Origin of the sequence: Ereboglobus luteus (assembly GCF_003096195.1) — a bacterium.
Taxonomy (GTDB): Bacteria; Verrucomicrobiota; Verrucomicrobiia; order Opitutales; family Opitutaceae; genus Ereboglobus; species Ereboglobus luteus.
Genome location: NZ_CP023004.1, coordinates 248,982 through 274,632, shown reverse-complemented (window position 1 = coordinate 274,632; position 25,651 = coordinate 248,982). Strand labels below are relative to the sequence as shown.

At 57.3% G+C, this 25,651-nt stretch carries 15 protein-coding genes and 1 pseudogene; 9 read left to right on the top strand and 7 right to left on the bottom strand.

The annotated features are described in order from the left end of the window. Nucleotides 1–692 precede the first annotated feature (692 nt). From CKA38_RS15915 to CKA38_RS01140, 4 genes and pseudogenes are all read right to left on the bottom strand, one after another. The gene (locus CKA38_RS15915) at nucleotides 693–5,465 is read right to left on the bottom strand and encodes an alpha-2-macroglobulin family protein (protein ID WP_202863939.1); all 4,773 of its coding nucleotides are present in this window, start codon (nucleotides 5,463–5,465) and stop codon (nucleotides 693–695) included. A 174-nt stretch (nucleotides 5,466–5,639) separates the two neighbouring features. Then, on the bottom strand, nucleotides 5,640–7,343 hold the full coding sequence (locus tag CKA38_RS01150; protein ID WP_161554649.1) for a DUF3857 domain-containing protein: 1,704 nt from the start codon (nucleotides 7,341–7,343) through the stop codon (nucleotides 5,640–5,642). A gap of 992 nt (nucleotides 7,344–8,335) precedes the next feature. Continuing rightward, nucleotides 8,336–9,430, bottom strand: a pseudogene (locus CKA38_RS15845) (DUF3857 domain-containing transglutaminase family protein); the annotation flags it as partial. Between the two features lie 73 nt (nucleotides 9,431–9,503). After that, a complete protein-coding gene (locus CKA38_RS01140; protein ID WP_108823862.1) occupies nucleotides 9,504–9,923 on the bottom strand; it encodes a translation initiation factor in 420 nt (139 codons plus the stop codon). 192 nt (nucleotides 9,924–10,115) lie between these two features. Here CKA38_RS01140 and CKA38_RS01135 point away from each other — a divergent pair, with 192 nt between their 5' ends. The 7 genes from CKA38_RS01135 to CKA38_RS01100 all read left to right on the top strand — a co-directional run bounded on the left by CKA38_RS01135 (nucleotide 10,116) and on the right by CKA38_RS01100 (nucleotide 18,560). After that, nucleotides 10,116–12,950: a 2-oxoglutarate dehydrogenase E1 component gene (locus tag CKA38_RS01135; protein ID WP_108823861.1), complete on the top strand. Its 2,835-nt coding sequence runs from the start codon at nucleotides 10,116–10,118 to the stop codon at nucleotides 12,948–12,950. A 132-nt stretch (nucleotides 12,951–13,082) separates the two neighbouring features. After that, nucleotides 13,083–14,300, top strand: a complete 1,218-nt coding sequence (gene odhB, locus CKA38_RS01130; RefSeq protein ID WP_108823860.1) for a 2-oxoglutarate dehydrogenase complex dihydrolipoyllysine-residue succinyltransferase — start codon at nucleotides 13,083–13,085, stop codon at nucleotides 14,298–14,300. An 89-nt stretch (nucleotides 14,301–14,389) separates the two neighbouring features. Then, on the top strand, nucleotides 14,390–14,671 hold the full coding sequence (locus CKA38_RS01125) for a type II toxin-antitoxin system RelB/DinJ family antitoxin (RefSeq protein ID WP_108823859.1): 282 nt from the start codon (nucleotides 14,390–14,392) through the stop codon (nucleotides 14,669–14,671). Further along, complete coding sequence (locus tag CKA38_RS01120; protein ID WP_108823858.1) at nucleotides 14,668–14,934, top strand: type II toxin-antitoxin system YafQ family toxin; 267 nt, start codon at nucleotides 14,668–14,670, stop codon at nucleotides 14,932–14,934. Before CKA38_RS01125 ends, CKA38_RS01120 begins: the two co-directional genes overlap by 4 nt. A gap of 585 nt (nucleotides 14,935–15,519) precedes the next feature. After that, nucleotides 15,520–15,900: a hypothetical protein gene (locus tag CKA38_RS16110; protein WP_108823857.1), complete on the top strand. Its 381-nt coding sequence runs from the start codon at nucleotides 15,520–15,522 to the stop codon at nucleotides 15,898–15,900. Between the two features lie 278 nt (nucleotides 15,901–16,178). Next, on the top strand, nucleotides 16,179–17,498 hold the full coding sequence (locus CKA38_RS01105; RefSeq protein ID WP_108826335.1) for a cytochrome ubiquinol oxidase subunit I: 1,320 nt from the start codon (nucleotides 16,179–16,181) through the stop codon (nucleotides 17,496–17,498). Between the two features lie 3 nt (nucleotides 17,499–17,501). Continuing rightward, on the top strand, nucleotides 17,502–18,560 hold the full coding sequence (locus tag CKA38_RS01100) for a cytochrome d ubiquinol oxidase subunit II (RefSeq protein ID WP_108823856.1): 1,059 nt from the start codon (nucleotides 17,502–17,504) through the stop codon (nucleotides 18,558–18,560). A gap of 342 nt (nucleotides 18,561–18,902) precedes the next feature. Here the strand turns inward: CKA38_RS01100 and CKA38_RS01090 are convergent, their stop codons facing one another. The 3 genes from CKA38_RS01090 to CKA38_RS01075 all read right to left on the bottom strand — a co-directional run bounded on the left by CKA38_RS01090 (nucleotide 18,903) and on the right by CKA38_RS01075 (nucleotide 23,041). After that, nucleotides 18,903–20,735 carry a hypothetical protein gene (locus tag CKA38_RS01090; protein WP_152032599.1) on the bottom strand — a complete coding sequence of 611 codons (1,833 nt, stop codon included), beginning with the start codon at nucleotides 20,733–20,735 and terminating at the stop codon, nucleotides 18,903–18,905. An 8-nt stretch (nucleotides 20,736–20,743) separates the two neighbouring features. After that, entirely contained in the window at nucleotides 20,744–21,967 is a 1,224-nt protein-coding gene (locus tag CKA38_RS15175) for a hypothetical protein (RefSeq protein WP_152032598.1), read from the bottom strand. Between the two features lie 177 nt (nucleotides 21,968–22,144). Further along, the gene (locus CKA38_RS01075; protein WP_152032597.1) at nucleotides 22,145–23,041 is read right to left on the bottom strand and encodes a DUF6268 family outer membrane beta-barrel protein; all 897 of its coding nucleotides are present in this window, start codon (nucleotides 23,039–23,041) and stop codon (nucleotides 22,145–22,147) included. A 210-nt stretch (nucleotides 23,042–23,251) separates the two neighbouring features. On the opposite strand from CKA38_RS01075, the gene CKA38_RS01070 reads away from it, so the two are divergent. After that, nucleotides 23,252–25,027, top strand: a complete 1,776-nt coding sequence (locus tag CKA38_RS01070) for a mucoidy inhibitor MuiA family protein (RefSeq protein WP_108823850.1) — start codon at nucleotides 23,252–23,254, stop codon at nucleotides 25,025–25,027. 369 nt (nucleotides 25,028–25,396) lie between these two features. Further along, a complete protein-coding gene (locus CKA38_RS01060) occupies nucleotides 25,397–25,639 on the top strand; it encodes a hypothetical protein (RefSeq protein WP_108823848.1) in 243 nt (80 codons plus the stop codon). The last annotated feature ends 12 nt before the right edge of the window (nucleotides 25,640–25,651 follow it).

The following is a 25,651-nucleotide window of genomic DNA, read 5'->3' as shown; positions in this document are numbered from 1 at the left end:
TGAGCAGCCAGAGTTGGAGGTCGGAGACGGCTTGGGTGTCGCGCGCGACTTCGTCGAAGACTTCGATCATGAGCGCCTGGGTTTCGATTGGGGCCTGCCACCAGAACCAGCCGCGGTTGGTGTCGGCCCAATACATGCCGAGTTCGTCGTGGTTTTTGGCGTGTTGTTTGAGCGAGGTGACGATGGCGGCGGGTGTGGCGGTGTCGCCCATGCGGGCGAGCGCGAGGGCGGCGTGACCTTGGGATTGGCGCGGAAGCGAGAGCCAGTGTTTGCGGGCTTGCGCGGTGTAGAAGTCGTAGGCGGCGCGGGCGGTGTCGGGGATGGGGATTTGCTTCAGGTAGAAGCTGCGTGTGTAGAGTTGGAATGCGTCGGCGCTGCGGATGTGGTTGTCGTCGGGGTTGAAGTTTTCCGTGGCGATGAGCTCGGCGTGGTGTTTGGCGAGGGCGGCGTCGAGCGCGGTGACGGCGCGCTTGAGCATGGTGTCGGCGCGGTTGTCGAGCGGGATGCCGAAGTGGCGCAGGCGCGCGAATCCGGCGACGAGGTAGCGGGTGATGTAGTCGCTGCCGCGTCCGCCGGGGAACCATGCCCAGAGGCCGTCGTTCATCTGGCGCTCGGCGAGTTGCGCGATGATGGCCTGGGTTTGCGCGGCGGTGCGGTTTGCATCGAAGAGATTTCCGATGGCGCGGCGGTTTTCACTTTCGCGCGTGGCGTCGCGCAGCCACGGGGTTTCCTCGATGAGCACGGATTTGAGGTCCTCGTTTTTGAGGAGGGGCGATTCGAGCGCGGGGGTGTTGCGCCATTGCTCGAAGACGCGCGCGATTTTCGGGTCGGAGTTGGCAATGTGCGCGGCGAGGGCGTTGGCGTAGTAGCGGTTGAAGAGTTGCTCGGTGCATTCGTGCGGGTATTCCATGAGGTTGGGCAGCGCGAGCACGGCATACCAAGCGGGGTTGCTGGTCATTTGCACGGTTAGGGATTCGTGGCGAAGGGCTGAAGGACTGAAGGGCTGAAGTTTCGGACTCGGCCAGCTTGGGGAATCGGAAGGTGTAAGTGCCTTTGTCGCGGACGGGCAGCGTGATGGATTCGGTGACGAGCTGGCGGCGGCTGAGGACGGGCAGGAAACCCTCCTCGCCGTCGCTGACCGCGCCGGTGGAGGCGACGGCTTTGTAGGTGAGGAAACCCTGGCCGTCGGGAATGGTGATGCGCCAGGAGAGCGTTTGGGAGCTGTTTGCGCCCAAACTGAAGTTTACGGGTTTCTGTTCACTGTTTATAGTTGAGCCGGTGAAGAGATTTACGGCTTCGAGAGAGCTGGCGTCGGCGAAGCTGAGTTGGGCGGAGCCGGTTTGCGGCTTGTCCGTCATGTTGGTGATTTTGACGGTGAACTCGACGGTGTCGCCCTCGCGCAGGAAGCGCGGCGGGTTGGGTTGCACCATGAGGTCTTTCGCGGTGACGGCGGTGTCGGTGAGGATTGCGGAGCGCAGTTGTTTGTCGTGCGCGAAGCCGAGGAACTTCCAGCGCGTGAGCGCCTCGGGCACGGTGAACTCCATGCGCACGGAGCCGTCCGAATCGGTGAGGAGTTGCGGGAAGAAGAAAGCCGTTTCGTTAAGGTTCTTGCGCGCGGTCACGGCGGTCAGGTCGGGTTGGGATTCCTTAGTCAATGCAGTTTGATCGGGGGTTGGCCGCACGGACTGGCGTTCATCAGTGGCGCTGCCGAATTGATCGGTGGATCTGACTGCCTTTTGAAAATTACCTGCACTGGCCAAAGTAAAACCGTCCATGCTAAAGCCTGCATACTTTGGATCCAGTCCGCCGACTCTTACGAAACCGTCATCTGCACTTTGCTGCATGAAGGTATTCGCTCTTGCACTTCCCGAGCGATCTTCCGTCACTGCAAATTTATCCAGCACGACAATGTCACTATGAAATCGCATTTCGTGACGCCACCGCCAGTAAGTTAGCGGTGTGGCTGACAGAGTTTCAGGCCCATCAAGAGTATCATCTATTTCTTCAAAATTTGCGATGGTGTTGGTTCGTGAGGTGAAGCGATTGCGGGTGTATTTATATGATCCTTGGGCTGTGAGTGTTTCAGGCCAGTTGTGCGGGCGAAATTGGTCGAGGGAAACGTCATAGAGTGTCGCAGCCATTTCAGCGGCTGTTTGCATGTTATTGGGGGCTGTGATTTTCGCAGTCCATGTTTCGCGTCCGCCAGAAATGAGTTTTGAGTTAAAATGCTCCCATGAGATTTTCAGGGATGTGCTGTCAAGAGGAACAGCTATGTTTTGATTTCGCGTGATGAGACGATTGTCACGATACTGAAAAATGCGAAGAGTTGCACCTCCTTGCATGGCTTTGGTGATGGGGAGCGTGATTTTTTGACTGGTCGCACCCTCGTCAGTCCAGAAGGCCTTAATTACGGTGTCTTTTTGTTCGATGCTGATGTAGGCTCGGGCAGTTTCGTAGCCGGATGCCCACAATGCGGTAAAGGTATCGCCAAGATTGGCCTCCCATTTGGGTGCGGCCAAAAAGAACGCCTCCTTTATATTGTGTTGGGTTGCCTCGGGGTCGATGACGCGGAACTCAGTGCGGGCGGTGATTGTTTTTCCAAAGCGGTCGTGTGTGGTAAGAATCGCACGATAGATGCCTGCAGGGAGGTTGACTTTTATTTCCGCCAATCCTGTTTTGGCGTCCGTGACAAAAGACTTCTTTTCGATGGCCGGTTTTTCGGGCCAGCCGCGGATGTCGGAAGCGGGCAGGGCTGTTTTTTCGATGGATGTCGATATTCTAGCGAACCAGGAATAATGGTAGCCGGGGATTTCCGGTTGAGTGATATTTTCCGGCTGTTCTAATGGATGAATTGATATTCTTCCTTTTGAAGATTGTGCGATGCCATCAAGCGAAGTTGTTTTTATTGCGAAGGGAATGGCCTTTTCGGTGGTCAGCCAAGTGTCTGTCGTGATGTCCGCTGCAAGCGCGGTATAACCTACCGAGATGATGCGGCTGGCATCGCGCGTTTCGCCAGTGCCATCGGTTATTTCCGCGGAGATAGCATAATCAAAAATAGGTTCGTTCTTGGGATCGACGGATTTGTCCGCGAGGGCGGTGAATTGGATTGTGAACTTGCCGAAATGGTCGGTGGTGGCGACGCCGTGGGCAATTTCCTGGTTGTTTGTCGAGGGAGGAACAAACCACCAGCACCAGCGCGGCCAGCGCACAATCCGCCGGACTCGCCAGGAAACTTTGGCACCGTCGATGGGGGCGCTCGTGTAGGATGTGGCGGCACCGGCAAGAGTGACGGTGTCTTCAAGTTTGGCGGCGATTTCAGGTGCCTCAATGGATGCCTCGAATTTTGGACGTTTATATTCCTCGACGCTGATCGAAGTGTTTCCCATCTCCGTGCCGATGGACCTGATGGTGTATGCACCGGGGAGGAGTCCGGCAGGCAATGTGAAGCTGCCATTGGCTGAGCCAAAACCGTTCGTGTGAGGTTTCATATGACCGGCGGTCTTGCCGTTTGGATCAACCAGCAGGATTGATAACTCGCGATTTTTCAGGAGGGTTTTGGTTTCACCATCATTCGTGAGACGCAGGGCGATTACCTTAAACTGGATGGATTGGCCGGGACGGTAAATGGAGCGGTCGGTAAAAAAATACACGTAATCCGTGGATGATGCCTTGGGCGGATTATTAGCCGGGGGACTAACATAAATGCCATCTTGAAATGTGGCAATGGCGTGACCGTTTTTTGCCTGCGCCACGAGATGAATACGGGTTGCCAATGGCGGGTTAAATATGAACGAGCCGTCAGACGACGTTGTCGTGCTACAAACCGGCGTGGTATCGTCGTCGCGCCAGACGGAAACCGTTGTTTTCGAAACCGGCTCCCCTGATGTCGCATTTACAACAAATCCTGAAACGGCTCCGTTGTTCGATGAATTAATGACGATGGCAAGATCACTTACCCAAACAACAGCGGCGTCGATGCGGTTATTCTTATCGGAGAAATTCTTTTTTAAGCTGGCAGCAATGAGATAAAGGCCGGGCTTCAATTTTCGAGGAGCTGGAATGTTTTCATTGCGAAAACGATAGTCGGTGGTTTTGGGGAGCGAGGCAGTCCATGCCAGTGCCGGCTTGCGGCTGCTGAGCTTGAACTCAGGTTCGTCAGGTTCGGGAATTTTGCCTGTGATCATGTCTTTCCAATCCAATGCTATTGCCCGAAAATGGATTTTGTCCTGGTTGCGATAGCGAACTCTGATGCCATGCCATGGCTCGGCCCATGTGTATTCAGTTGCGATATGTTCGAGTTCAGGTGACTCGATTTCAGCAACAAGATTCAGGCAATGGTTTGCAGCTGGAGCTTTGGAATCAAGTTTGACGCCTTCGAGCGCAACGGCTCGAGCCGCGACGAGGTTGTCTTTTTCTTGAAAATGCCCAGCAAGGCCAAGACACGCGGCCACAGCTACGGGATTCTTTTCCCAGCGTTTTATAAATGCCCGAAACGTTGACTCCACATACGGGGTCGCTTGGTTGCCAAGCAGATTGATGGCCCAAGTGATGCGGTGCCGCTCGGCGTCGGCGAGGGCGAGTTGGGGGAGCGGGTCGTCGAGGTGGAATCGGAGGAGTTGCTGGTAGAGCTGGATGGCGCGAATGGTGGGATTGCGTGGCACGGGTGAGACGTCCGTGGTATTTTCAGGTTGTTGATTTTGGCTTACAATTGAGCCGGGCTTGGGCTCGGCGCTCCCGGGATTCCATGCCAGAAATTCTTCGAGTGTGCCGAGGATGGGCGAATCGGGAGCGGGTTCGAAAGCATCCTCAGATTTGGAAACGCCCTGTTCGCCGGCGCTGTAGAAGGCGATGGCTTCGTGGACGAGGAAATCGTAGAGGGTGGGGCGGTAAGTGTCGGGTAGTTCGCCTTTGGCGAGGAGAGGTTCGAGTTTGGCAATGGGTGTCTTTTGGAGCGTGACAGGATCGGAGAGGGCGGCCTCGAAGTGTGATGCGGTTTCGGCGAGAACGCGGCGGGCGTCCCATGTGAGGAAATCGTCGGAGGGTTGCTCGGAGGTTTGAGTGCGTTGAAGAAGCTGCCAACGGTTGGCCTGATAATACGACCACCATTGTTTCGCGAGCGCGGCTTCGAGAAGCGGACGCATTGACGCGGGGAGCGCGGGTGCGTGGTCGTCGGCCAGCCATGTGGTGAGAGTGCGGATTTGGGCGGCGGCTTGGTTAAGGCGGTTTTCAACGGATGCGTCGGCTTGTGCCTTGATGAGGATTGCGCGAAGGGCTTCTGGGTAGGCCTTATCGCCGATTGCGCTGGTGATAATACTGTCGAGCGCGGCGGAGGCGGTTTTGGGCTGGCCTGCTTTTTGTGCGTCGGCGACAGCGCGCCAGTCCGCGGCGCGGTTTGCCGCGAAGAGTGAAGGGGGAAGGGTGAAGAGTGAAAACAGGAGTGCGAGTGCGAGGCGGCGGAGGTGCATGGCGGGGAGGAAGTGCAGCGAGTGGTGAGTAGCGGATGTGAATGGGGGAGTGGCGGGTGGATTATGTGGGTGCGCGAAAAAGCTATCGCAGTGATGCGGGGAAGGGGAGGCTTTTTTGAGGCCTTGGTTCTTGCCTATTAACGACGGAATGTCTTCCCGCTCGAAACTTAACCCTTACTTCTTAATTTTCTTCAGTAGCACGCGCCATTGGCTGGGTTGGCTGAGGCGGCGGTTGAGTTCGAGGAGGGTTGAGTAGCTTGCGGCGGGGATCACTGCGGGGTTTAGGTTGATGGTTTGCGTGATCGTGAGTGTGGTGCGGGCGTTTTCGGGTTTGGTTGCCGTGGTGACTGCGACATGGCCGTAGTCGCCGGGCCCGGTCCATGAGAGGTTTTCGGGGGCGGCTTCGACTTCGAGACCTTCGGGGAGCGTGATTGTCCACTGGATTGTGGAGTCGCGGTGCGCGGTGGCGAAGAGGGGGTGGATGCGAGTGTCGGGGCCGGCGGGCGTGGGCGAGGTTGAGGCGGCGGGGAGTTGAAAGTAGAGGTAGTCGCCGCTGCGGACCGCGTAGCGGGCGACGTCGGCGGAGAACGAATAGGTGGCGGGATAGTCGAGGTTGGTCTCGAAGCCGCCGCGTGGTTGGGCGGCTTGCGAAATCCATGTCATGCACGACTGGTGATAACGGTCGCGGTCCTCGGGTGTCATTTCGGTGAAGCGGCGCTTGAGGCTTTCGTGGTTGGCGCCGTAGTGGGGCGCGGTGAATGTGACCGCGGCGTCGCCTTCGGGGGAGAGGATTATTTGCCAGTCTGTGCGGCTGGTGGTTTGGTATTTGGGCGCGGGGGTGATTGTTTCGATTTTTCCGGTGGCGAGTGCAATGACCATGCAATCCTCGAGCGAGGTGGCGTGCGGGTCGGCGTAAAGGCTGAGATGGTCGAGGTAGCAGGTTTCGCCGTCCGCCTGGACGCGAACTGCGAGGTGGCTGAAGGAATCGGCGGGGAAGAGGTCGTCTTCCTGCCAATAGAATTTTGTGACACGCGAGGCGGCGAGGAGGAATTCGGGTTCGAGGCCGGCGGCGCGTAGGAGCGCGGCGAGGAGGATGGCGCGGTCGGCGGTGTTGCCGTAGGCGTCGGCCAGGGTTTTTTCGGCGGGCGTGAGGCAGGAGAGAGGCAGATCGGTAAAATTGGGGCCGGCGTTGCGGACGTGGCGGGCAATGTAATCGCGGATGGCGACGACGCGGTCGGTTTCGGTTTTGGCGGCGGCGGTGAGTTCGGCGGCCTTGGCTCGAACGGCGCCGGTGGGTTCGGCGAGGGGCGCGACGGCGTCGTTGATGAGGCGGGCATAATCGGCGGGGTTGTTAAGCGTGGTGGCTTGATAAACGGGGCCGAGATAGGAGCGGGGCGGGAGCGCTCCCTCGCGGGGCGAGGCGGTGCGGGAGCCGCTGACGCGGAAGCGGGTTCCTGTTTTCGGATTTTGGTTTTCGGCTGGGGAATCGGCGAGCGCGGCGAGCGCGGGGTTGGTGGAGAGGTTTACGCCGGCGGCGGTGTTGAGGGTGAATGTGTAGGCGTCGATGGGATCGAAACCAAAATAGGACTGCGAGAGGGCGAACCAGGGTTTGTTTTTGTGGGTGGTGGTGATTTGGGTGTCGATTGTCGCGCCTTCCTCGACGCCGGGGAGCGAGATGACCATGGTTTTTGCGGCGGGGTAGCGCGGGGCGCGGGCAACCCAGGGGGCGTCCATGATGTTGATTTCCTCGGGGGAGACGGTGCGCGTGCCGCCGTCCTTGAGCGTGACGGTGGCGTGGTCGAGCGTGACGGTTTCCCAGACGGGGTTGTAGTTGAGCTTGATTTCGGAGTGATTTTTTTTGCCCGCGTAGGTGAGCACTTGCTTGCGGACGGCGCGGCGGCGCGTCCAGTTGTGCGCGTCGTCGAGCGTGATGGTGAGTTCGTTGTTGAGGGTGCGGATGTCGGGGGTGAGTTGCGTTTTGGATTTGGCGGCGAGCACGGGGGACTGGCGGTCGGAATACTCGATGTCCTTGAGGGCGTCCTTGAGTTGCGCGTAGGGTTCGCCCGCGGCCACGCGGGGGCGCGGAGGCGCATGGCGAGTTTGCCGGTGATGACGTTTTTGTTTCGCGTGAAAGTTTTTTCGTAGGTGACGGCGGGGAGTTCGACGCGGGTTTCGTCGGGAAGGGCGAGGGTATCCCCGATGCGCGGCGGGAGGTTGAGCGTGAGCGTTTCGTCGAGGCCGCAGGTGTAGGGGATTTCGAGGGGGAAGCGGCGTTTGGCGAGCGCGGTGCCGTTGCCGAGAAAGCGCGAGGCGATGGAGAAGTCGGCGCCGAACCAGGGTGTGTTGAGAATGGTTTTTTCCCGGGCAACAGTGAAGTAGTCGGGCGCCGAGAAGGAGATCGCGGCGTGGAGGGGCCGGGTGGTGTCCATCGCGTTGCGCGGGGTGATTTCGTGCGCGGTGAGGGTGGCGCCGGGGATTTGATTTTTGAGGAGGGTTTCGAGCCAGCGGCGGATGTCCTCGGGCTTGGCGCGGGCGAATGAGCCGCGGTAGGCGTTGTCGTTGATGCCGCTGAAGTCGAGCGTGATGTCGCCGGTGGCCGAGCCGTCGTCGGCAATGGTGATGCGCGTGGCGGCGCGGAGCATGTTTTCCTCTGCCGGGGCGACGGGCGAGACGCGGAGTGTGTCGCCTTCGGCGCGGGCTACGAGGTAGCTTTTGTTGGCGAGGTAACTGGGGAAGAGGTCGGCGGTGTTTTCGTCGGTCGAATCCATGAGGATGTCGGTGCCGTCGGCGAGGCGGACGGCGGTGACGGCGTGGTTGAAATAAATTTTCGGGACCTCGGGATCAACGAGCGGGCCGGCGTTGATGAGGACGGGCGCGGCGTCGAAGCCGGCGGCGCGGAGCATGGTGACGAGGAGCGCGGCCTTGTCGCGGCAAACGCCATAGCGGTTGTTGAATGTGAGGCTGACGTCGTGGGGCTCGAAGCCGGGCGAATCTTTTTCGAGGGTGATGCCCATGTAGCGGATTTCCTGCGAGACGAAGCGGAAGACGCGGCGGATTTTTTCGTCGTCGGTGAGCGGCGCTGTGGAGCCGGCGGGCGGCGCGATGAGCTCGGCGACCTTGGCGTCGATTTCGGGCGTGCTGGCGAGGTGAGGTTCGCAGATGGAGGAATACCATTTGGAAACTTCCTCCCAAGTGGCGACGGTGCTGACGAGGAGGCGTTGCGTGCAAATGTAGAAGGCGGGCATCGAGGGTTCGGGAAACGCCTGGGGGACGTTGCGAGCGGTCCATGTGTGGATGATTTCATCTCCCTCGATGCGGGTGGCGGCGGTGAGCGTGTCGTCGTTTTTGTCGAGGATGGCGGTGGCTGCGAGGGGTTTGTCCTTTGGGCCGCGAACTTCATAGGTGCTGCGGATGATCGGGCTGGTGCTCTCGAAGGATTGCCAGTCGCAGAAGGTGTCTTTCATGCGCGGACGCTTGGTGGTGGTTTCCTTGACGATGTGCAGGGTGTCGCCGACCTTGAGGCCGGGGAGGGCGAGGGTGAGGATTTTGTTGTTCGGGTCGTAGATGTTTGCGGCCATCGACCGGCGGTTGGTCATTTCCTTTGTGTTGGCGGCGATGTCGATGGGCGTGGCCGTGCCGTCGGGGTGAATGATGCGGGCGAGTGTGACGACGGTGTTTTCGTAAAAAATATTATAGGCCATGCTGTGGGTGCGGTTTTCGCGGAGGCCTTTTTCGGTGAGGATTTTCACGAACGTTTCGGCGCGTGTGAAAGCCGAGCCGTCGGCGGCGTAACGGGTGCGGATGATTTCGTCCACAAGAACGGAATCGGCGTCGGGGTAGCGTTCGGTGGTGACGGTGTCGAGCGGGGGAAGGGGTGAGGAAAAAGCTGAAGGGCTGAAAGGCTGAAGGGCTGAGAGGACGAACAGCAGAGAGAGCGCGAGCGCGGGGAGATGGCGTTGTGACATGGGAAAATGTTTTTCGGATAAGACTGCCGGGATGGATAGGACCGTTGTTGAAAGAAAATGTGGCCTTCGATTTTCAGCCGCCGGCGAATACCGGACGGAAGCCGGCCTTGGCGAGTATGCGCGCAACTTCGTCGCGCTTGTCGCCCTGGATTTCGATGCAGCCGTCCTTGACCGTGCCGCCGGTGCCGCAGGCGGCGCGCATTTTTTTGGCGAGCGCCTCTTTTTCGGGGAGGCCGATGCCGGTGAAGCCGCGCGCGACCGTGACGGTCTTGCCGCCGCGCCCGGCTTTTTCGCGAATCACGTCAACGCGGCCGCGGTTTTTTGCGGGCGCGGTGGCCTTGGCCGGGGTTGCGGACGGAGATGCTTGTGGCGCTGGCGTGGATGCGGGGGTGGGTTTCAGATTTTCCAAACCCGAAAGCGATGCGAAGACGTTTTGCGTGAGGTCCCGTCCGCCGTCGGTCGGAATTTTTCGCGTGTGTTTGTCGGCGCTCATGATGCGGTGGTCTCGTATGTTTTGTATGAAGCGGATGGCGATATTTTGCGTTGGATTACGCTGCTTAATGGAGCTGCGCGCAATCCATTACTAACGGTCAAACACGGTGCGGGGCGCGGCGATGTTGCGGCGCCCCTTTCATCTTGAGCCGCGGAACTCGCGCGTGTATCGTTCGCTCAAAACAATTCAGCAATGAACCCGCTTTCATTTCCGACGCGCGCGAATGCCGATTTGATCGAGGCCGCATACCGTGGCTGGCTCGACGATCCCGATTCGGTCGATCCCACATGGCGCGCGTTTTTCCAAGGCTTCATGCTCGGCAACGGCGCGGCGGCCACGCCCGCGTCAATCGGCGCCGCGCTCGCGGGCGAGCCGGCCATCGACTCGCTCAAGCAATCGCAAGTCCACTCGCTCATTTACCACTACCGCAGCATCGGGCATTTGCAGGCGCATCTCGACCCGCTCTCGCCGCCGCCCGGGCCGGCGTCGCGCCTTTCGCCCGCCGAGTTCGGGCTGGCCGGGGCGGACCTCGACGAGTCGTTTGACGTCGGCCACTATCTCGACGGCGGGCGGATGCGTTTGCGCGACCTGATCGCCGCGCTGCAAAAAACCTACTGCGGCACGATCGGCGTCGAGTATATCCACATTCAGGACACGGAGGTGCGCCGCTGGATTCAGTCGGCGATCGAGCCGAATCATTTCCAGCCCGCGTTCAACAAGGCCGAGAAAACGCGCATTCTCCGGCGGCTCCACAAGGCCGAGCTTTTCGAAAAATTCCTCCACACAAAATACGTCGGCCAAAAACGTTTCTCGCTCGAGGGAGGCGAGACGTTCATCGCCGCGCTCGACGCGATAATAGAGCGCTGCCCCTCGCTCGGCGTCGAGGAAATCGTGATGGGCATGGCGCATCGCGGACGCCTCTCCGTGCTCGCGAACATCCTGCGAAAACCCTTCGACGTTTTGTTCGAGCAGTTCTCGGAAAACTATCTGCCCAACACCGTCGCGGGCGATGGCGACGTGAAATACCACCTCGGGTTTGGGGCGATTTTAAAAACATCCTCCGGCGCGCAAGTCGAGGTGCGCCTCGCGGCAAATCCCTCGCACCTCGAAATCGTGAACCCCGGCGTCGAGGGCAAGACGCGCGCGCGCCAGCGCATCCGCGGCGACACCGAGGCGCGCGGCAAAGTCATCCCGCTTCTCGTCCACGGCGACGCCGCGCTCGCGGGCCAGGGCATCGGCGCCGAGACGCTCCAGTTCTCCCAACTCCCCGGCTACCGCACGGGCGGCACCGTTCACATCGTGATCAACAACCAGATCGGTTTCACCACGATGCCCGACGACGCGCGCTCCACGCGCTACTGCACCGACCTCGCAAAAATGGTCGACGCGCCGGTCTTCCACGTCAACGGCGACGACCCCGAGGCCGTCTGCCTCGCCGCGCTCCTCGCGCTCGAATTCCGCCAGACGTTTCATCGCGACGTGTTTGTTGACATGTATTGCTACCGCCGCCACGGGCACAACGAGTCCGACGAGCCTGCGTTCACGCAACCCACGCTCTACCGGCGCATCGCCTCGCACCCGCACGTCTCCGAAATCTACACGAAACAACTCATAGCCGAGGGCACGCTCACCGCCGCCGACAGCGCCGCCATCCAAGCCGAATACACCGCCGCGATGGACGCCGCCTTCGCAAAAGCAAAAGCCGCCGAGGCCGCCGCCGCCGCGCGCCCGCCCGAGGAATACGATCCGGCCACCCGGCGCTTCCGCGGCTCCAACGCCGTTTTCCAGCCACCCTACAAACACACGCCCGTCGCCACCGGCGTCCCGCGCGAACTCATCGAAAAAGTCACGCGCGCCCTCACAACCATTCCCGACGGTTTCAGCATCAACTCAAAAATCAAGCGCCTGCTCGACAACCGCGCGAAAGCGCTCGCCGCCGACGGCCCCGTCGATTGGGGCTACGGCGAGGCGCTCGCGCTCGGCACGCTGCTCGTGGAAGGCACGCCCGTGCGCCTGAGCGGACAGGATTGCGAACGCGGCACATTTTCGCACCGCCACGCCGTCCTCTACGACCAGGAAACGCGCGCGCGCCACATCCCGCTGCAAAACCTCTCGCCCGACCAGGAGCGCTTCTGCGTTTACAACTCGCTCCTCTCCGAGGCCGCCGTGCTCATGTTCGAATACGGCTACTCGATGGACTACCCCCAAATGCTCTGCATCTGGGAGGCGCAATTCGGCGACTTCGCCAACGGCGCGCAAGTCGCCATCGACCAGTTCATCGTCAGCTCCGAGTCAAAATGGCAGCGCAGCACCGGCCTCGTGCTCCTGCTCCCCCACGGCTACGAGGGCCAGGGCCCCGAGCACTCCAGCGCCCGCCTCGAACGCTTCCTCCAAGCCTGCGCCGAAAACAACATCCAAGTCGCCAATCCCACCACGCCCGCGCAAATCTTCCACCTCCTGCGCCGCCAGATGAAACGCGACTTTCGCAAACCGCTCATCGTGATGTCGCCCAAATCCCTCCTGCGCCATCCCGCCGCCGTCTCGCGTATCCAAGATTTCAATACAGGCGGTTTTCAGGAAATCCTCGACGACCCCGCGTGGGCCGACTGGCAATCCTGCCCGCTCCCCGGCGCGTCTCCCGGGGAAAAAATTGAAGCCACGTCGCACCGCCCGCCGGGCCGCATCATCCTCTGCTCCGGCAAAGTTTATTACGACCTTTGCGACTACCGCTCGCGCAACAAAATCACCGACACCGTCATCCTGCGCATCGAGCAACTCTACCCGCTCCACCGCAACCGCATCGCCGAACTCGCCGACACCTACGGCCACGGCGGCCACCTCGTCTGGTGCCAGGAGGAACCGCAAAACATGGGCGCGTGGACATGGATCGCGCCGCAACTCGAGGAAATCTTCGGACGCAAAGCCACCTACGCCGGCCGCAAACCCGGAGCCAGCCCCGCCGTCGGAGCCCTCGCCCTGCACAAACGCGAACTCACCATGCTGCTGCGCGACGCGTTTAATTTATAAAACAGAAACCTTAATCAACCACGAAGAATACGGGGAAACACAGCGAATGCAAAGAATGCCCAACCAAAACCAATTCCACCTCCGTGCCTCTCCGTGTCCTCCGTGGTTAACCAATTTTCACCCAATCACCCTATGAGTCTCATCGAAGTCAAAATCCCGCCCGTGGGCGAATCGATAACCAGCGGCATCCTTGCCAAGTGGCATGTGGCCGACGGCGAGATCGTCAAACAAGACCAGCCGATCTTCGAACTCGAAACCGACAAAATAACAAGCGAGGCGACCGCCGAAGCCGCCGGCAAAATCGCGCTCAAGGTTGCCGACGGTGCCGAGGTAAAAATCGGCCAGGTTGTCGCCACAATCGACACCTCCGTGGAAGCGTCACAATCGACGCCCGGATCGAGTGGCGCGGGCGACTCGCCCGTGAAGTCGAGTAACACGGGCACCCCGCCCGCATCCCCCGCGGTCCAGCGCCTTGCCGCCGAAACCGGCATCGACCCCGCAACCATCCAAGGCACCGGCAAGGACGGCCGCGTGACAAAAGCCGACATGTTGGGAAAGGCTGAAGCGCTGAAGGCTGAAAGCCTGAAATCCCAATCGACGCCGCCCGCGCCACCTCAGCCTTCAACCTTCAGTTCTTCAGTTCTTCCCTCCGAGCGGCAGACTCGGAAGAAAATGTCGCCCTTGCGCAAACGCATCGCCGAACGCCTCGTGCAGGCGCAGCACCAAGCCGCGATGCTCACCACATTCAACGAATGCGACATGTCCGCCGTCATCTCCCTGCGCTCCAAATATCAGGACGACTTTGTGAAACGCCACGGCATCAAACTCGGCTTCATGTCATTTTTCACAAAGGCGGTTGTCCACGCCCTGCAAACCGTCCCGGCAATCAACGCGCAGATCGACGGCGACACGATTATCCAAAACAACTACTACGACATCGGCGTCGCCGTATCCTCTGAAAAAGGCCTGATGGTCCCCGTCCTCCGCGACTGCGACAAAGCCGGCCTGGCCGATATCGAAAAACAACTCGCCGCGCTCGCCAGGAAAGCCCGCGACGCCAAAATCACGCTCCCCGAACTCGAAGGCGGCGTGTTCACGATTACCAACGGAGGCATCTTCGGATCGATGCTCTCGACGCCGATCATCAACACCCCGCAAAGCGCCATCCTCGGCCTCCACGCCATCAACGACCGCCCCGTCGCCATGAACGGCCAGGTGGTTATCCGCCCGATGATGTATCTCGCCTTGAGCTACGACCACCGCCTCGTGGACGGCAAGGAAGCCGTCACCTTCCTCGTCAAAGTAAAACAAGCCATAGAAGACCCCGCGCTGCTGATGCTGGGAGTGTGATTTTTAGAAAACACAACGCAATGCACGCGTTTCCAAGCGCAATACCTCAGCTTGACACACTGAGTCAAATTGAGACATTTTGAGCCATCATGGTAACCGCAACACAGACAACCCAGATTCGCATTCGCGTGCCCGCCAAGCGCATGAGAAAAGTGCAAAAACTGTTCGATGAAATGGGCACCGATGCCACCGGAGCCATCAACATGTTTCTCGCGCAGGTTGAGCGCAATGGCCGCCTGCCCTTTGATGTTGTCGCGCGCGAAATGCCCAACGCCACCACCCGCGCCGCCATGCGCGAGGCGGATGAACTTGCGAAACGCCCCGCCTACGCCAGCAAGAAAGACTTTTTTGCCGCGCTTAAGTCGAAATGAATTACAATTTCACCAAGCAGTTCCGAAAGGATTACGCCAGACGCATCGAGGGCACGCGCTTGGAATCCGACTTCGAGAAACTGTTTGACCTTCTTGTGACCGGGCAGCCGTTGCCGCCCGTTTACCGCGACCACGCGCTTGTTGGAAATTGGAAAGGCCACCGGGATTGCCACCTGCGCAGCGACATGGTGCTCGTCTACAAAATCGAAGGCGACACGATTGTCTTCACGCGCATCAACACCCACAGCGAATTGTTCGGCTGATCGTCTACTTTGCGGGACGATGTTCGACATGCCTTTATGGATATTTGGCAGGTGCAAATCGCGAAACAGGAAGGTTGCAAACTCGCCACCAGCGACGCCGGCATGCTGATCGACTGGCCGGATGATACGGTCAAAGTCTAGACGTATTGACGATGCCGCCCCTGCTTTACCAAAATACGTCCAACGGGACATGGCCCCTGAAAGGGAAGGGCGGCTTCCGTGGCTTCTTATAAAGAACAAGCAGATCGCGTGCGTAATGAGGCTGGCATATGCATCGATTATTTCATTGGCCGGGTTTTGGGCTCCTCTGGTTTTTCTTAGACTGTATGACGATCCAGAAGACGGACGTGGTGGCATTGTATTCCTTTTTGCGTTTCCAATGTATATCTTTTCCGCAGTCGTTGCGCCCATGGCATGGTTTGCGTTGAGGCGGCGTTTCAAAATAGACGGGAGTGTTCGTTTTTCCGGTATTGGCGCTTTGGGATTTAGTTTATTGATAATTTCAATTTCGCCAATTCTCACGTGCAGCGCAGGAATTCTAATAAGCATGGTTCGTTTCTGGTAGGCGCCCAAAGACGTTAAAAAATGCCGCCATATCAAACAAACCAAGATCAAGAGATCGTCCTCGTTAAGAATAAACAAGGCAGTTGGCTCACCAGGCTTTCGATTGCGGCTGCGATTCCAATACTTGGATTCTGGATTCCCATGTTGATTTTGGGGCCAATTGGTTTTTTGGAGCATAGGCACGCATTGACCTCAATAATCATCAGCTTTTATGTTGTCAGTATGGCAACGAGCCCGATTCCCGGGCTTATCGCTTTTATGCTTTTGATCCGGCAAATTAATGAGGATAAGTTTTTGGGAAACAAAATGCTGTTTTCACGCATACGGATGCTTGGATATTTTCTATTGATATGCTGCCTCATGCCAATTGGGCATTTTATTACATTCATACTCCAAGATTAGGGCAGCTTGAAAATTGAAAAACAACGGGACCATTCTGCTTTTTTCGTGGAGCGCAAGATACTCTCCTTACAATATGGGCGATTTTTCGAATGTTCCTTTAGTGTATGCCTGTTAGGAATTTGTTGTCGCGGTCAAAGGTGCAGGCATCGCTTTGTGTGTTTTTTCACCCGCTATCCATCCCAATTTTTAAAAAACCTTTGTAAAAAACGTTTTGACCGGCCGTGTGCATGCAAAAGGGGTTTACCTGAGGCTGTTTGGGCGGCAATATCCGGCGCATCATGGACGACCTACTTGCTGCACGCGCCACGATTGCTTTCTCACTGGGATTTCACATCATTTTTGCGTCGATTGGCATGACCATGCCGTTCTTCATGTCGGCGGCCCACTGGCGATGGCTCAAAACCAAGGACCCCGCACATCTCGAGCTCACGAAAATGTGGATGCGCGGTGTCGCCATTCTTTTTGCCGTGGGCGCGGTTTCGGGCACCGTGGTCGCGTTTCAGCTCGGGCTGCTCTGGCCCGGCTTCATGAAACACGCGGGACCGATTTTCGGCATGCCGTTTTCGTGGGAGGGCTCGGCGTTTTTTGTCGAGGCGGTTGCCATCGGGTTGTTCCTTTACGGCTGGGGGCGCATGAAGCCGTGGCTGCACTGGGCCACGGGGCTCGTCGTCGGCATCGCTGGTTTTACCTCGGGGATTTTTGTCGTCGCGGCCAATGGCTGGATGAACACGCCCGCCGGATTTGACTGGGTGGAGGGCGCGGCAATCAACATCGACCCCGTCGCCGCGATGTTCAACAAGGCGTGGCTTCACCAGACAATTCACATGCAGCTCGCCGCGCTTCAGGCCGTGGGATTCGGGGTGGCGGGCATTCACGCCGCGTTTTATTTGCGCGGCAAGGCGAGGCCGATGCATTTGGGCGCGCTCAAAATTGCGCTCACCTTTGGCGCGGTGGCGTCGTTGCTCATGCCTTTCTCGGGACACTTCGCCGGGCAGCGCGTCGCGGAATACCAGCCCGCCAAACTCGCCGCGGCGGAAGGGCTGTTTGTCACCACGACAAACGCCCCGCTCATCATCGGCGGCATTCCTGACGTGGAAACGCAAACCGTGCGCTACGCCATCGAGATCCCCGGCGCGTTGAGTTTTCTTGCGCACAACGATTTCAACACCGCGGTCACCGGGCTCGACCAAATTCCGCGCGAGGACTGGCCGCCCGTGGTTGTCACGCACTTCGCGTTTCAGGTGATGGTTGGCATCGGCGGCATCCTCGCGTTGATGGCCGTGCTCTATTTCGTTTTCCTGAAAAAGAAACGATGGCCGGGCTGGTTTATGAAGGCGCTCATCATTTGCGCGCCACTCGGGTTTATCGCCATCGAGGCCGGGTGGGTCGTGACCGAGGTGGGACGGCAGCCCTGGATTATTCAAGGCGTCATGAGGACCAAGGACGCCGTCACGCCGGTGCCCGGAATGCAGTATCATTTGTATTTGTTGTTTGTGCTCTACGCGATCATCACCGTCGCGGTGGTCTGGCTTTTCAAGCGGCAGGTGCGCGGCATGCACAAGCGGCTCGATGACACGGAACCCTCAACGAAAGCCTGAGCCATGACACACATCCTTATCTTTTTCATCGGCGCTTCGCTCCTGCTTTACGTGCTGCTCGGCGGCTCGGATTATGGCGCGGGCATTCTTGAGTTGTTGTCCATGCGCTCCAAAAAACTGCGCCGTGAGCAAACGCGCGCAATCAATCATGCGATGGGGCCTGTGTGGGAGGCGAACCACGTGTGGCTCATCCTGATCGTGGTGATTTTGTTCATGGGATTTCCCCTCGCGTTCACCACGCTCATGACCGCGCTGCACGTGCCGTTGCTTGCGTTGCTCGTCGGCATTGTCGTGCGCGGGGCGACATTCAGTTTTCGCCATTACGATCCCGTGCAGGATGAAAAAACGCAGCGCGTTTACACGATACTTTTTGGCGGCTCGAGCCTGTGGACCGCGATGTGGCTCGGCATTATTGCGGGAACGCTGAACCGCGGCACAATCCCCCTTGCGCGCGCGGCCGGCGAGGTCGGCGCGGTGGACGCCTACATTCTTCCTTGGCTCGACTTGTATCCGTTTTGCGTGGGGCTGTTCGTGACGTGCATCTTCGCGTTTTTGGCGAGTGTGTATATGGTGGGCGAGACCAATGAACCCGAACTCGAGAGGCTATTCATTCGGAGGGCGGCGATTTCCAATGTGTGTGTGTTTATCGCCGGCGGCGTGGTGTTTCTCGCGTCGCTGCTGGAGGCAAAAAGTCTCTTCGCCCTGTTTCTTGAGCGCCCCGCCGCGATTGCGGCGATCGTGATTGCCGTGCTTTTGTTCGTGGCGCTTTGGAAATTTATAAAATTGCACAATGTTGTTTTCGCCCGCGTGGTCGCCGCCGGGCAGGTCACAATGATCCTTCTTGGCTGGTGGCTGCTCTACGCGCCCAACGCAATAATCACGACCGAGGGGCCGGTGAGTTTCTACGAGGTCGCCGCGCCGCGCGCCACGCAGCTACAGCTCATGCTCGCCCTGCTGGTCGGCAGCTGCATTATATTCCCAAGCCTGTTTTTCCTGCTGCGCGTGTTCAAGACCAGGAGCGAAAAAAAACGCCGCGCCGGACGCGATGTTATGATTATATAAACAAACGTGCGTCACGCAAAACAGTAATGCAATTCAAGAATGCCTGAGGCAATATGAATCTGCAAAAGAGTATATTAAAAAAAACTTACTCTTTGTTTCGAATTTTCAATATGTTCCGGATGAGCTTGCGTTGTTCTTGTGGCAGTTGAAGTAACACTCCTTGGTCTTTGGTTTTGATGTAATCGATACCAACCTTTAAAATGTGAAGTGGCGTGTTCAGTATAGGGTAATCTCTGGAAGCTGCTACCAACGCATCCAACCAATCATCAAGAGCTTGATGTCTGATCTGTTGAAGATCTTCCAAATGATTTACGAGTGCTGTTCCAAGCTGGGCACACAAATTCAAATTTCCCCATGAGGTGACAAAACGAGCAATCTGCTCACGCCAATCTGTAGTTTTTTGAAAGAAAGTAGTGTATCCAGTAGCCTTTTACTCCATAAAAGCCCTGTGGATTCATCTGAGATGAAGATGGTATTGGCATTTTTTAATCCAATAAATCGATAAAAATCCTGAAGATGTTTATCAGGTGCATTCGATAAAATGAGGCTGCGATAGAAAAATACATCCATCAGTATTTGCGGTTGTGCCAAGGAATCCAAGTCTATAACCTGATCATAATCAGCGAGAGCTTTAGCATAAGCGCCAATGAAATAATAACACGCACCTCGTCTAGATAATGCCACAACTAATTTTTTTTGTGATGTGGCAGGCGAACTGATGATTTTGGTCAGTTTCTCAATCTCTGCATCTTTATCGAGAGCATCTCCCCGATATACCCAAGTATCTTCACGCGGAACATTTTCATTTTTTGATTCCGGTTGCTTTTGCTCTGATGGGAGAACACGCGGAGCTGTGTTTTCTATCGCTCCTTCCGGCGAGTGGCGGCATGTGTTTAAAGCCGCATTTAGATATGCCCGTTCGACGGAGCCAATCGGCGCCTGTTGCAGGCGCGTCTCCAGTTGCTGCTGCCCATACCAGAGGCGAAGCATGTCCACAATAAGGCGCAGTGGATTCATGCCGCTGGAATCGTGATGTGACACGTCCTTGACTTGGAAGGAAAGGCGCATGAGCGGCTCGGCAAGCTCGTAGTAAGATTCGCGGCCATCGGGTGTTCTTTTTACGTAGCCGAGCTCGAGAAGTTTTTTGAGTTGCCCGGAAATACTCGCGTGCTCGGCAAATAATGCCTCGGCAATGGTTTTAACCGGGACAATGGCATGCTGTTCCTGGCAGAGGTATTCCACAATTTCACGTTGCTGGGGAGACAACCAGCGAAGACGTTCCTGATAATATGGAGTGAGTTGTTGATCCACCATTTTTTCAAACGCGGGCACGAGTTGGTCGAGCGATTCGCGGGTAAGAAAATCGGCGAGAATCAAGTAAAGGCGCGGGCTGCCTCCGGTGAGATGATGAATGGCTTGAAGGCGGGCCGCGCCTTGGGGCGTGTCGAGATAATCGGCCAGTTGCTTTCCGTCTTTATCGCTGCGTATCGCGGAGGGCGAGCCATGTAGGGCAAGATTTTTAAGAAGCTGGCGGGCGTCTTCCGACGTGAGCGGGGAAAGGTGGTGTGTGTCGAAAAAGCCAAAGAAAACCTCATCGTGTTGTGACAGGCTGGCAACCAGATGCTGGGATGTGGCAACGGTGGCAATGGCCGGATTGTTCTGCATAAATCCACGCCAGTTGCGGCGTTCGGCCTCGGGCATGGCATTCAGCAAGTCGCCGAGGTTCTCAATGAGCAGCACGCAAGTGTGCGCGCCTAAATATTTGGTGATTTTTTTTTGCAGGATGGCCAGCGCATCATCCGGCTTGTGTTTTTTGATCTCATCAAGAATGGCGGACGGGAATTCATCGGGATAACGAGCGGAGAGAGTCCGGTAGATGCGAATGAGCAGTTTCAGGAAGCTCGAACTGGTTTCGTCCTCATTAAGCCAGGCAAATCGAAGGCGGTCGGCAAGTTCGATCTGTGTGTTGAGGCGATGATGGATCAGGGCAATCATGGTCGTCTTGCCAGATCCGCGAGGGCCGACAAAAAGCAAGTGGTGTTTATTGGTTGTAAGCACGCTTTCGCGCACTTTGGCCACGCTGTCGGACAGCAGGGTTTGACGTTGGACAAGGATTTTTTCCAGAATCTCGGGATTTGAGCGCTGAGGTGAGAAATGGTGTATTATTTCTGTCATGATGGAGATTAGTTGGAAAGTTCCCGATAGACACACCACCAGCGACGGATAAGTTCGAGGTGGAAGCGATAGGAGCCATCTTGTTCGCGCTTTAGGTAAAAATCCTGACAAAGCAGGCGGATCAGTGAGCGCAGCTTTTCGTCGTCATGAAAATTCATGCTTCCCGTGACGGCACGGCGCATGGAGTCGAAGTTGGCATCGGCGTTTTTGATGGCGACATGATCCAGTATCAAACGAACGATAGAAACATCGTCACCGTAATATTTGACGAGGCGATCAGCGTAGTGGGATAGGTTCCAGTCATTGCGTTCAAGTGAAGAAATCTCGGCTTTCAGTTGCTGCTCGATGATTTCGGAGGTAAGCGGTTGTTTTTTCGGAAGTCGCGATATGAGTTTGTGAATATAAAACGCGACATTGCCAACAAGCGCGGCGATGACTGTGCTGCATTCGATAATATTGATTTTTTCGGAGTCAAACCCCGCCCCGATAAGAAGCCGTGAGGCCAACATGCGCGCATCGTCAGCGGCCAACGGCCCTGGCTGGATGTGATGCATGCGATTGAGGGGATCATTGCCATATCCACTCTTTCGTAACGCAGAAAGAACGTGGTGGATGCCAATGGACCCAGTCAGCACCAAGCGTATGTGGTCGTGATCCTGACTGAAGGCGCGAAGTGCATCAAGAACCTCCATTGCGACGTCCGGGGATTCACGGCGAGAGATGTTATCAAGTAAAAAAGGTATTTCATCCCAAAGAAATACCATGCGTTGGGGAAATTTAGCTTCTTCTTCCAGCGAAATCATCTCTTGCTCAATATCGGCGAAAGTTTGCTCCAGCATGTTTTTCCACGGAAGTGGTGTGCCTGATGGAAAAGTCAAAATACCGCCGACTTCCGTGCCTCCAAGCTGAGATAGAAGCGCTTTGGTTGAACGAAGCATTCGTTTTTTACGGCTTAGAACCTGAGAGGCGTCCTGAAAAACGCAGGCTGCAAAATCAACAGCTGTGTGACAGGATTCCAGATCGCGCTTTATTGTATGCCAACCAGCCTGCGGTTCAGCGTGCATTTTGACCATAATCTGTGTTTTCCCGATCCTGCGATGGTCGTTCATGTAAACACTTTGGCCTCGCAACACGCCCCATACTTCATCAATAAGTTTATCTCTACCAATAATTTCTTGAATCGTGAGTTGTCCACCTGGGTTTGGTGTGATTGGAGTAAGCGACGATGTCATGGTTGAGAGACTGTGATTGCTGGCTCTCTAATGTCAAATTTAATATATAACATTTTTGACATATTTCAAAAATTGAAGCCTTTCAGCCTTCTATAGCTCCATGAATAATACCAATTTTTACACATGGTAACCAAGTGTGCGCTGGATGAACAAAAGTCCATGCATGCGCTCTGGCCATCACATCCTTATATTCACGCCGGCGGTTATGTAGGCGGACGATTTTCCCTTTAGCTCGTAATCAATGTCGTGATAATCAAAACGCCGGTCGACCATCCAGCCGGCTTCGAGTGACAGGCTCACTCGGCGGGCGACTTTATACGAGGCGTTCATGCCGACGCGTATTTCGCGATAGTTCACGTAAGTGTTGGCCAGGTCGGCGCGGTTGGTTTTCCCCGGGGCTTTTGTGGTGCGATAACCGCCGCCTTGCGCGGTGGCGCCGAGACCGAGTTCGAGCGCCTTCGTTGCCTGCCACATCACGCCGATGCGCGGAAATCCGAGATTGAGCGACCAGTTCTCTGCAAGCGCGCACCGCATGCTCACCACCGGCAGCACTGGATATTCGCCGAACGGATTCACGCTCACGCCGAAAGCCCACATTGTGCCGTTGGACTGTGTGTAGTTGGCGATTGCCATCACGGGCACATTGATTGTGCGCCATGTGTAGTGCTCAAAATCGCCGTAATACCCGGGACGCGCAAAAATTGCCCCGCGCCATTTCTCCGAAAACACCTGCGTGATGCCGATGTTCGCGGTGATTTCGCCAAGGCGCTCCGGCGTCGGCACGGAGTCGTCGGAGTCGATTTCGTTTATCGAGAACGCGGCGCCGAACCCGAGGAATGTCGCCTTGCCGAGCGCCAGGCGTCCCGACGCGCTCAGGCTGAAATTATTGACCGACGTCTCGCCGGAAGTCTCGTTGTGCTTGTAGCCGGATTTCCCCGAATACGAGTAGGACGCGGAAAGACTTTCAAGCAGTGAAGGATGAAATGTGGCCGAGGTGGTTTGGGCGTGCGCGTGAAGTGACGCGAACACGGCGATAAGAAACGCTGCAAGCGGTGCGAGTGGGCGGGTTTTCATGTAAAACAATAAGTGTGAAGATTGCAGCGTGAGACCTCAAGGGCTCATCCGTGTTCATAAATACATTTTGGAACCGCGGGGATTTTTTCCAATCGCATGACATTTTCCTTACAAATGGCTGACGCCCCGCTGACAATCCCTCCGCCGGTTTCCGATATTCTGCGCGCACACTTTTAGGCAAAACCCGAACCGCTTATCAACATCACCAACATGAAAACAACCCGCACCACACCACCATCCCGCAATCGTGTTTCCGCCGGCGCAATCACACTCGCGCTCGGCCTGACGCTCGCCGTCACAAGCGCCTTTTCAAAACCCATGACAAATCCAACACCCACCCAATCAAAAATCACCGCCGCCACCGTTTACACCGACCGCGCCATCGTCACGCGCGCCGCGCGCATCGAGCTGCCGGCGGGCGAATCGCACGTCATCCTCGAAAAACTGCCCGCGTCGCTTGTCGACGCCTCCGTGCAAGTCAACGGACGCGGCACGGCCGACGCCACCATCCTCGACGTTTCCTCGCGCGTCACCTACACGAGCAACGCCGCCGAGGTTGACCTGCCGCGAGTCACCGCCCTTCAGGAGGAAATCGCCGGCATCGAGCAGGCCATGCGCAAGCTCAACGACCGCGGCGCCGTCCTCAAGCAGCAGGCCAAGCTGCTCGACCGCATTGAGGGCGTGATCGTCGCCTCGCCGCCGAGCGGTTCCGACGCGCCGCCTCCGTCGTTGGAAAACCTGCAAAAGCTCATGGAGTTTTCCGGCGAGAAACGCGAAAAACTCGCAGCCGACACGCAGGCGCTCGACCTCGAAATCGCCGAGACAAACAAGAAGCTCGGCACGCTCCGCTCGCAATTAAACATGATCATGCGCGGCGCGCGCCCCGACAATAAAAGCTACAAGACCGTCACGGTGCGCGTTGCCGCCGCGAAAGCCGGCTCGCTCGATCTCAGCGTTGCCTACACCGTGCCTAATGCCAGCTGGTCACCGTCCTACGATGTGCGCATGCGCTCCGACGAACGCGCGGTCGAACTCACTTACTTCGGCATCGTGCGCCAGGCGACCGGCGAGGATTGGGACGACATCGCGCTCACGCTTTCGACCGCGCGCCCCTCGCTCGGCAGCGCCGCGCCCGTCCTCAACCCGTGGATACTCGACGTGTTCGTGCCGCAGCCTATTGTCCTGCCGCGCGCGAGGGCCGACATGATGGAAGTGCAGAAGAGCAGAAGGAAAATGGCCGAGTCCCAAGTCTTTAATGCAGTTGTCGCCGATGAAATGGTCGTCGAGGAAAAGGCCGACAAGGACATCGCCATCGCCACCGCGAGCGTGGACGCGTCCACCACCAGCGCGACATTCAAAATCCTCGCTGCCACGAGCATCCCGAGCGACAACACGCCGCAGAAAGTCAGCATTACGGTCAACAAACTCGACGCCAAACTCCAGTATCAGGCCACACCCGCGATGCAGGAGACGGCGTTCCTCAGCGCCTACGTCACAAACACAACCGAGTATCCGTTCCTCGCAGGGCCGACGAATATCTTCCTCGACAACGCGTTTGTCTCCACCTCGTCGCTCAAGTCGGTGATGCCCACTGAAAAGTTCGAGGTCTCGCTCGGCGCCGACGAGGGCGTGGCAATCAAGCGCCGCGTTGTGAACCGTTTTTCCGAAAACACCGGGCTGACCGGCAAGGGCCGCCGCGTGACCTACGAGTTCATGGTCACGATCACAAACAACAAAAAGACCGCCGAGCGCGTCGTGTTCAAGGAGGCGCTTCCGCTTTCGCGCAACGAAAAGATCGTCGTGAAACTCATCACGCCCGCCGAGAAGGACGTGGGCACGCTCGAAAAGCCCGGCAAGGAAGTGACGCGCGAGGAGGACAGCAAACTCGTGTGGCGCCTCGACCTTCAGCCTGGCGAAAAACGCGAGGTTCCGCTCAAGTTCAGCGTCGAATATCCAAGCGATGTGCAAGTGACCGGACTGGAATAATTCCAAAAAGAAGTTGATAGGGCAGGGCGGTTTCACCGAAGCCGCCCTGCGTTTTTTTTCGCGAGTTTTCGGAGTGCCCGACTTCGGGCGCATCCTATTTGTGAAAATGCTTTCTGCCATCTCCACTGCCGACAAAATACTTTTTGGCCCCGTCCAATTTGTGAGGCGTGCGAGACGCGAAACAGCGGGTGGAAACATTCGAGCGCACACGGAGCCTGTCGCGTAAAAAAAGCCGGCGCGCCGCGATTTTTCTGGCAAGTGGAATCACCCGGCGCATTATTCATTAAAAATTAACCAAACGCTCGGCAAAACCGATCGGGGATGCCGGCGGCACGTTCGTCCAATTTTTAATTTTCAGTCCGGTTCGTCATGACAACTCTCCAGTCAAACAGGTCAGAGCGATCACAAGATTTTGTGAAGCGATCCTCTTTGTATCAGGAATTTCTGGCGGAGCGTGAGGAGATACTGCGCCACAAATGGCTCGAATCCGAGCGCCTCGGCTATGACATTGGGTTTGAGCGCGCATTGCTCGACTGGATTCGCAAGCACCGCGAAGGCTGGCGCGCCGCGCGCCGCGCGCAAACTCCGCCCCGTTCCGCGATCAGGAAATAAGGCGTCGCGCTT

Coding starts and splice junctions, on each gene's coding strand:
- CKA38_RS15915 (WP_202863939.1), bottom strand. CDS start 5,465: ATGCACCTCCGCCGCCTCGCACTCGCACTCCTGTTTTCACTCTTCACC.
- CKA38_RS01140 (WP_108823862.1), bottom strand. CDS start 9,923: ATGAGCGCCGACAAACACACGCGAAAAATTCCGACCGACGGCGGACGG.
- CKA38_RS01135 (WP_108823861.1), top strand. CDS start 10,116: ATGAACCCGCTTTCATTTCCGACGCGCGCGAATGCCGATTTGATCGAG.
- odhB (WP_108823860.1), top strand. CDS start 13,083: ATGAGTCTCATCGAAGTCAAAATCCCGCCCGTGGGCGAATCGATAACC.
- CKA38_RS01125 (WP_108823859.1), top strand. CDS start 14,390: ATGGTAACCGCAACACAGACAACCCAGATTCGCATTCGCGTGCCCGCC.
- CKA38_RS01120 (WP_108823858.1), top strand. CDS start 14,668: ATGAATTACAATTTCACCAAGCAGTTCCGAAAGGATTACGCCAGACGC.
- CKA38_RS16110 (WP_108823857.1), top strand. CDS start 15,520: ATGCCGCCATATCAAACAAACCAAGATCAAGAGATCGTCCTCGTTAAG.
- CKA38_RS01105 (WP_108826335.1), top strand. CDS start 16,179: ATGGACGACCTACTTGCTGCACGCGCCACGATTGCTTTCTCACTGGGA.
- CKA38_RS01100 (WP_108823856.1), top strand. CDS start 17,502: ATGACACACATCCTTATCTTTTTCATCGGCGCTTCGCTCCTGCTTTAC.
- CKA38_RS01090 (WP_152032599.1), bottom strand. CDS start 20,735: ATGACAGAAATAATACACCATTTCTCACCTCAGCGCTCAAATCCCGAG.
- CKA38_RS15175 (WP_152032598.1), bottom strand. CDS start 21,967: ATGACATCGTCGCTTACTCCAATCACACCAAACCCAGGTGGACAACTC.
- CKA38_RS01075 (WP_152032597.1), bottom strand. CDS start 23,041: ATGAAAACCCGCCCACTCGCACCGCTTGCAGCGTTTCTTATCGCCGTG.
- CKA38_RS01070 (WP_108823850.1), top strand. CDS start 23,252: ATGAAAACAACCCGCACCACACCACCATCCCGCAATCGTGTTTCCGCC.
- CKA38_RS01060 (WP_108823848.1), top strand. CDS start 25,397: ATGACAACTCTCCAGTCAAACAGGTCAGAGCGATCACAAGATTTTGTG.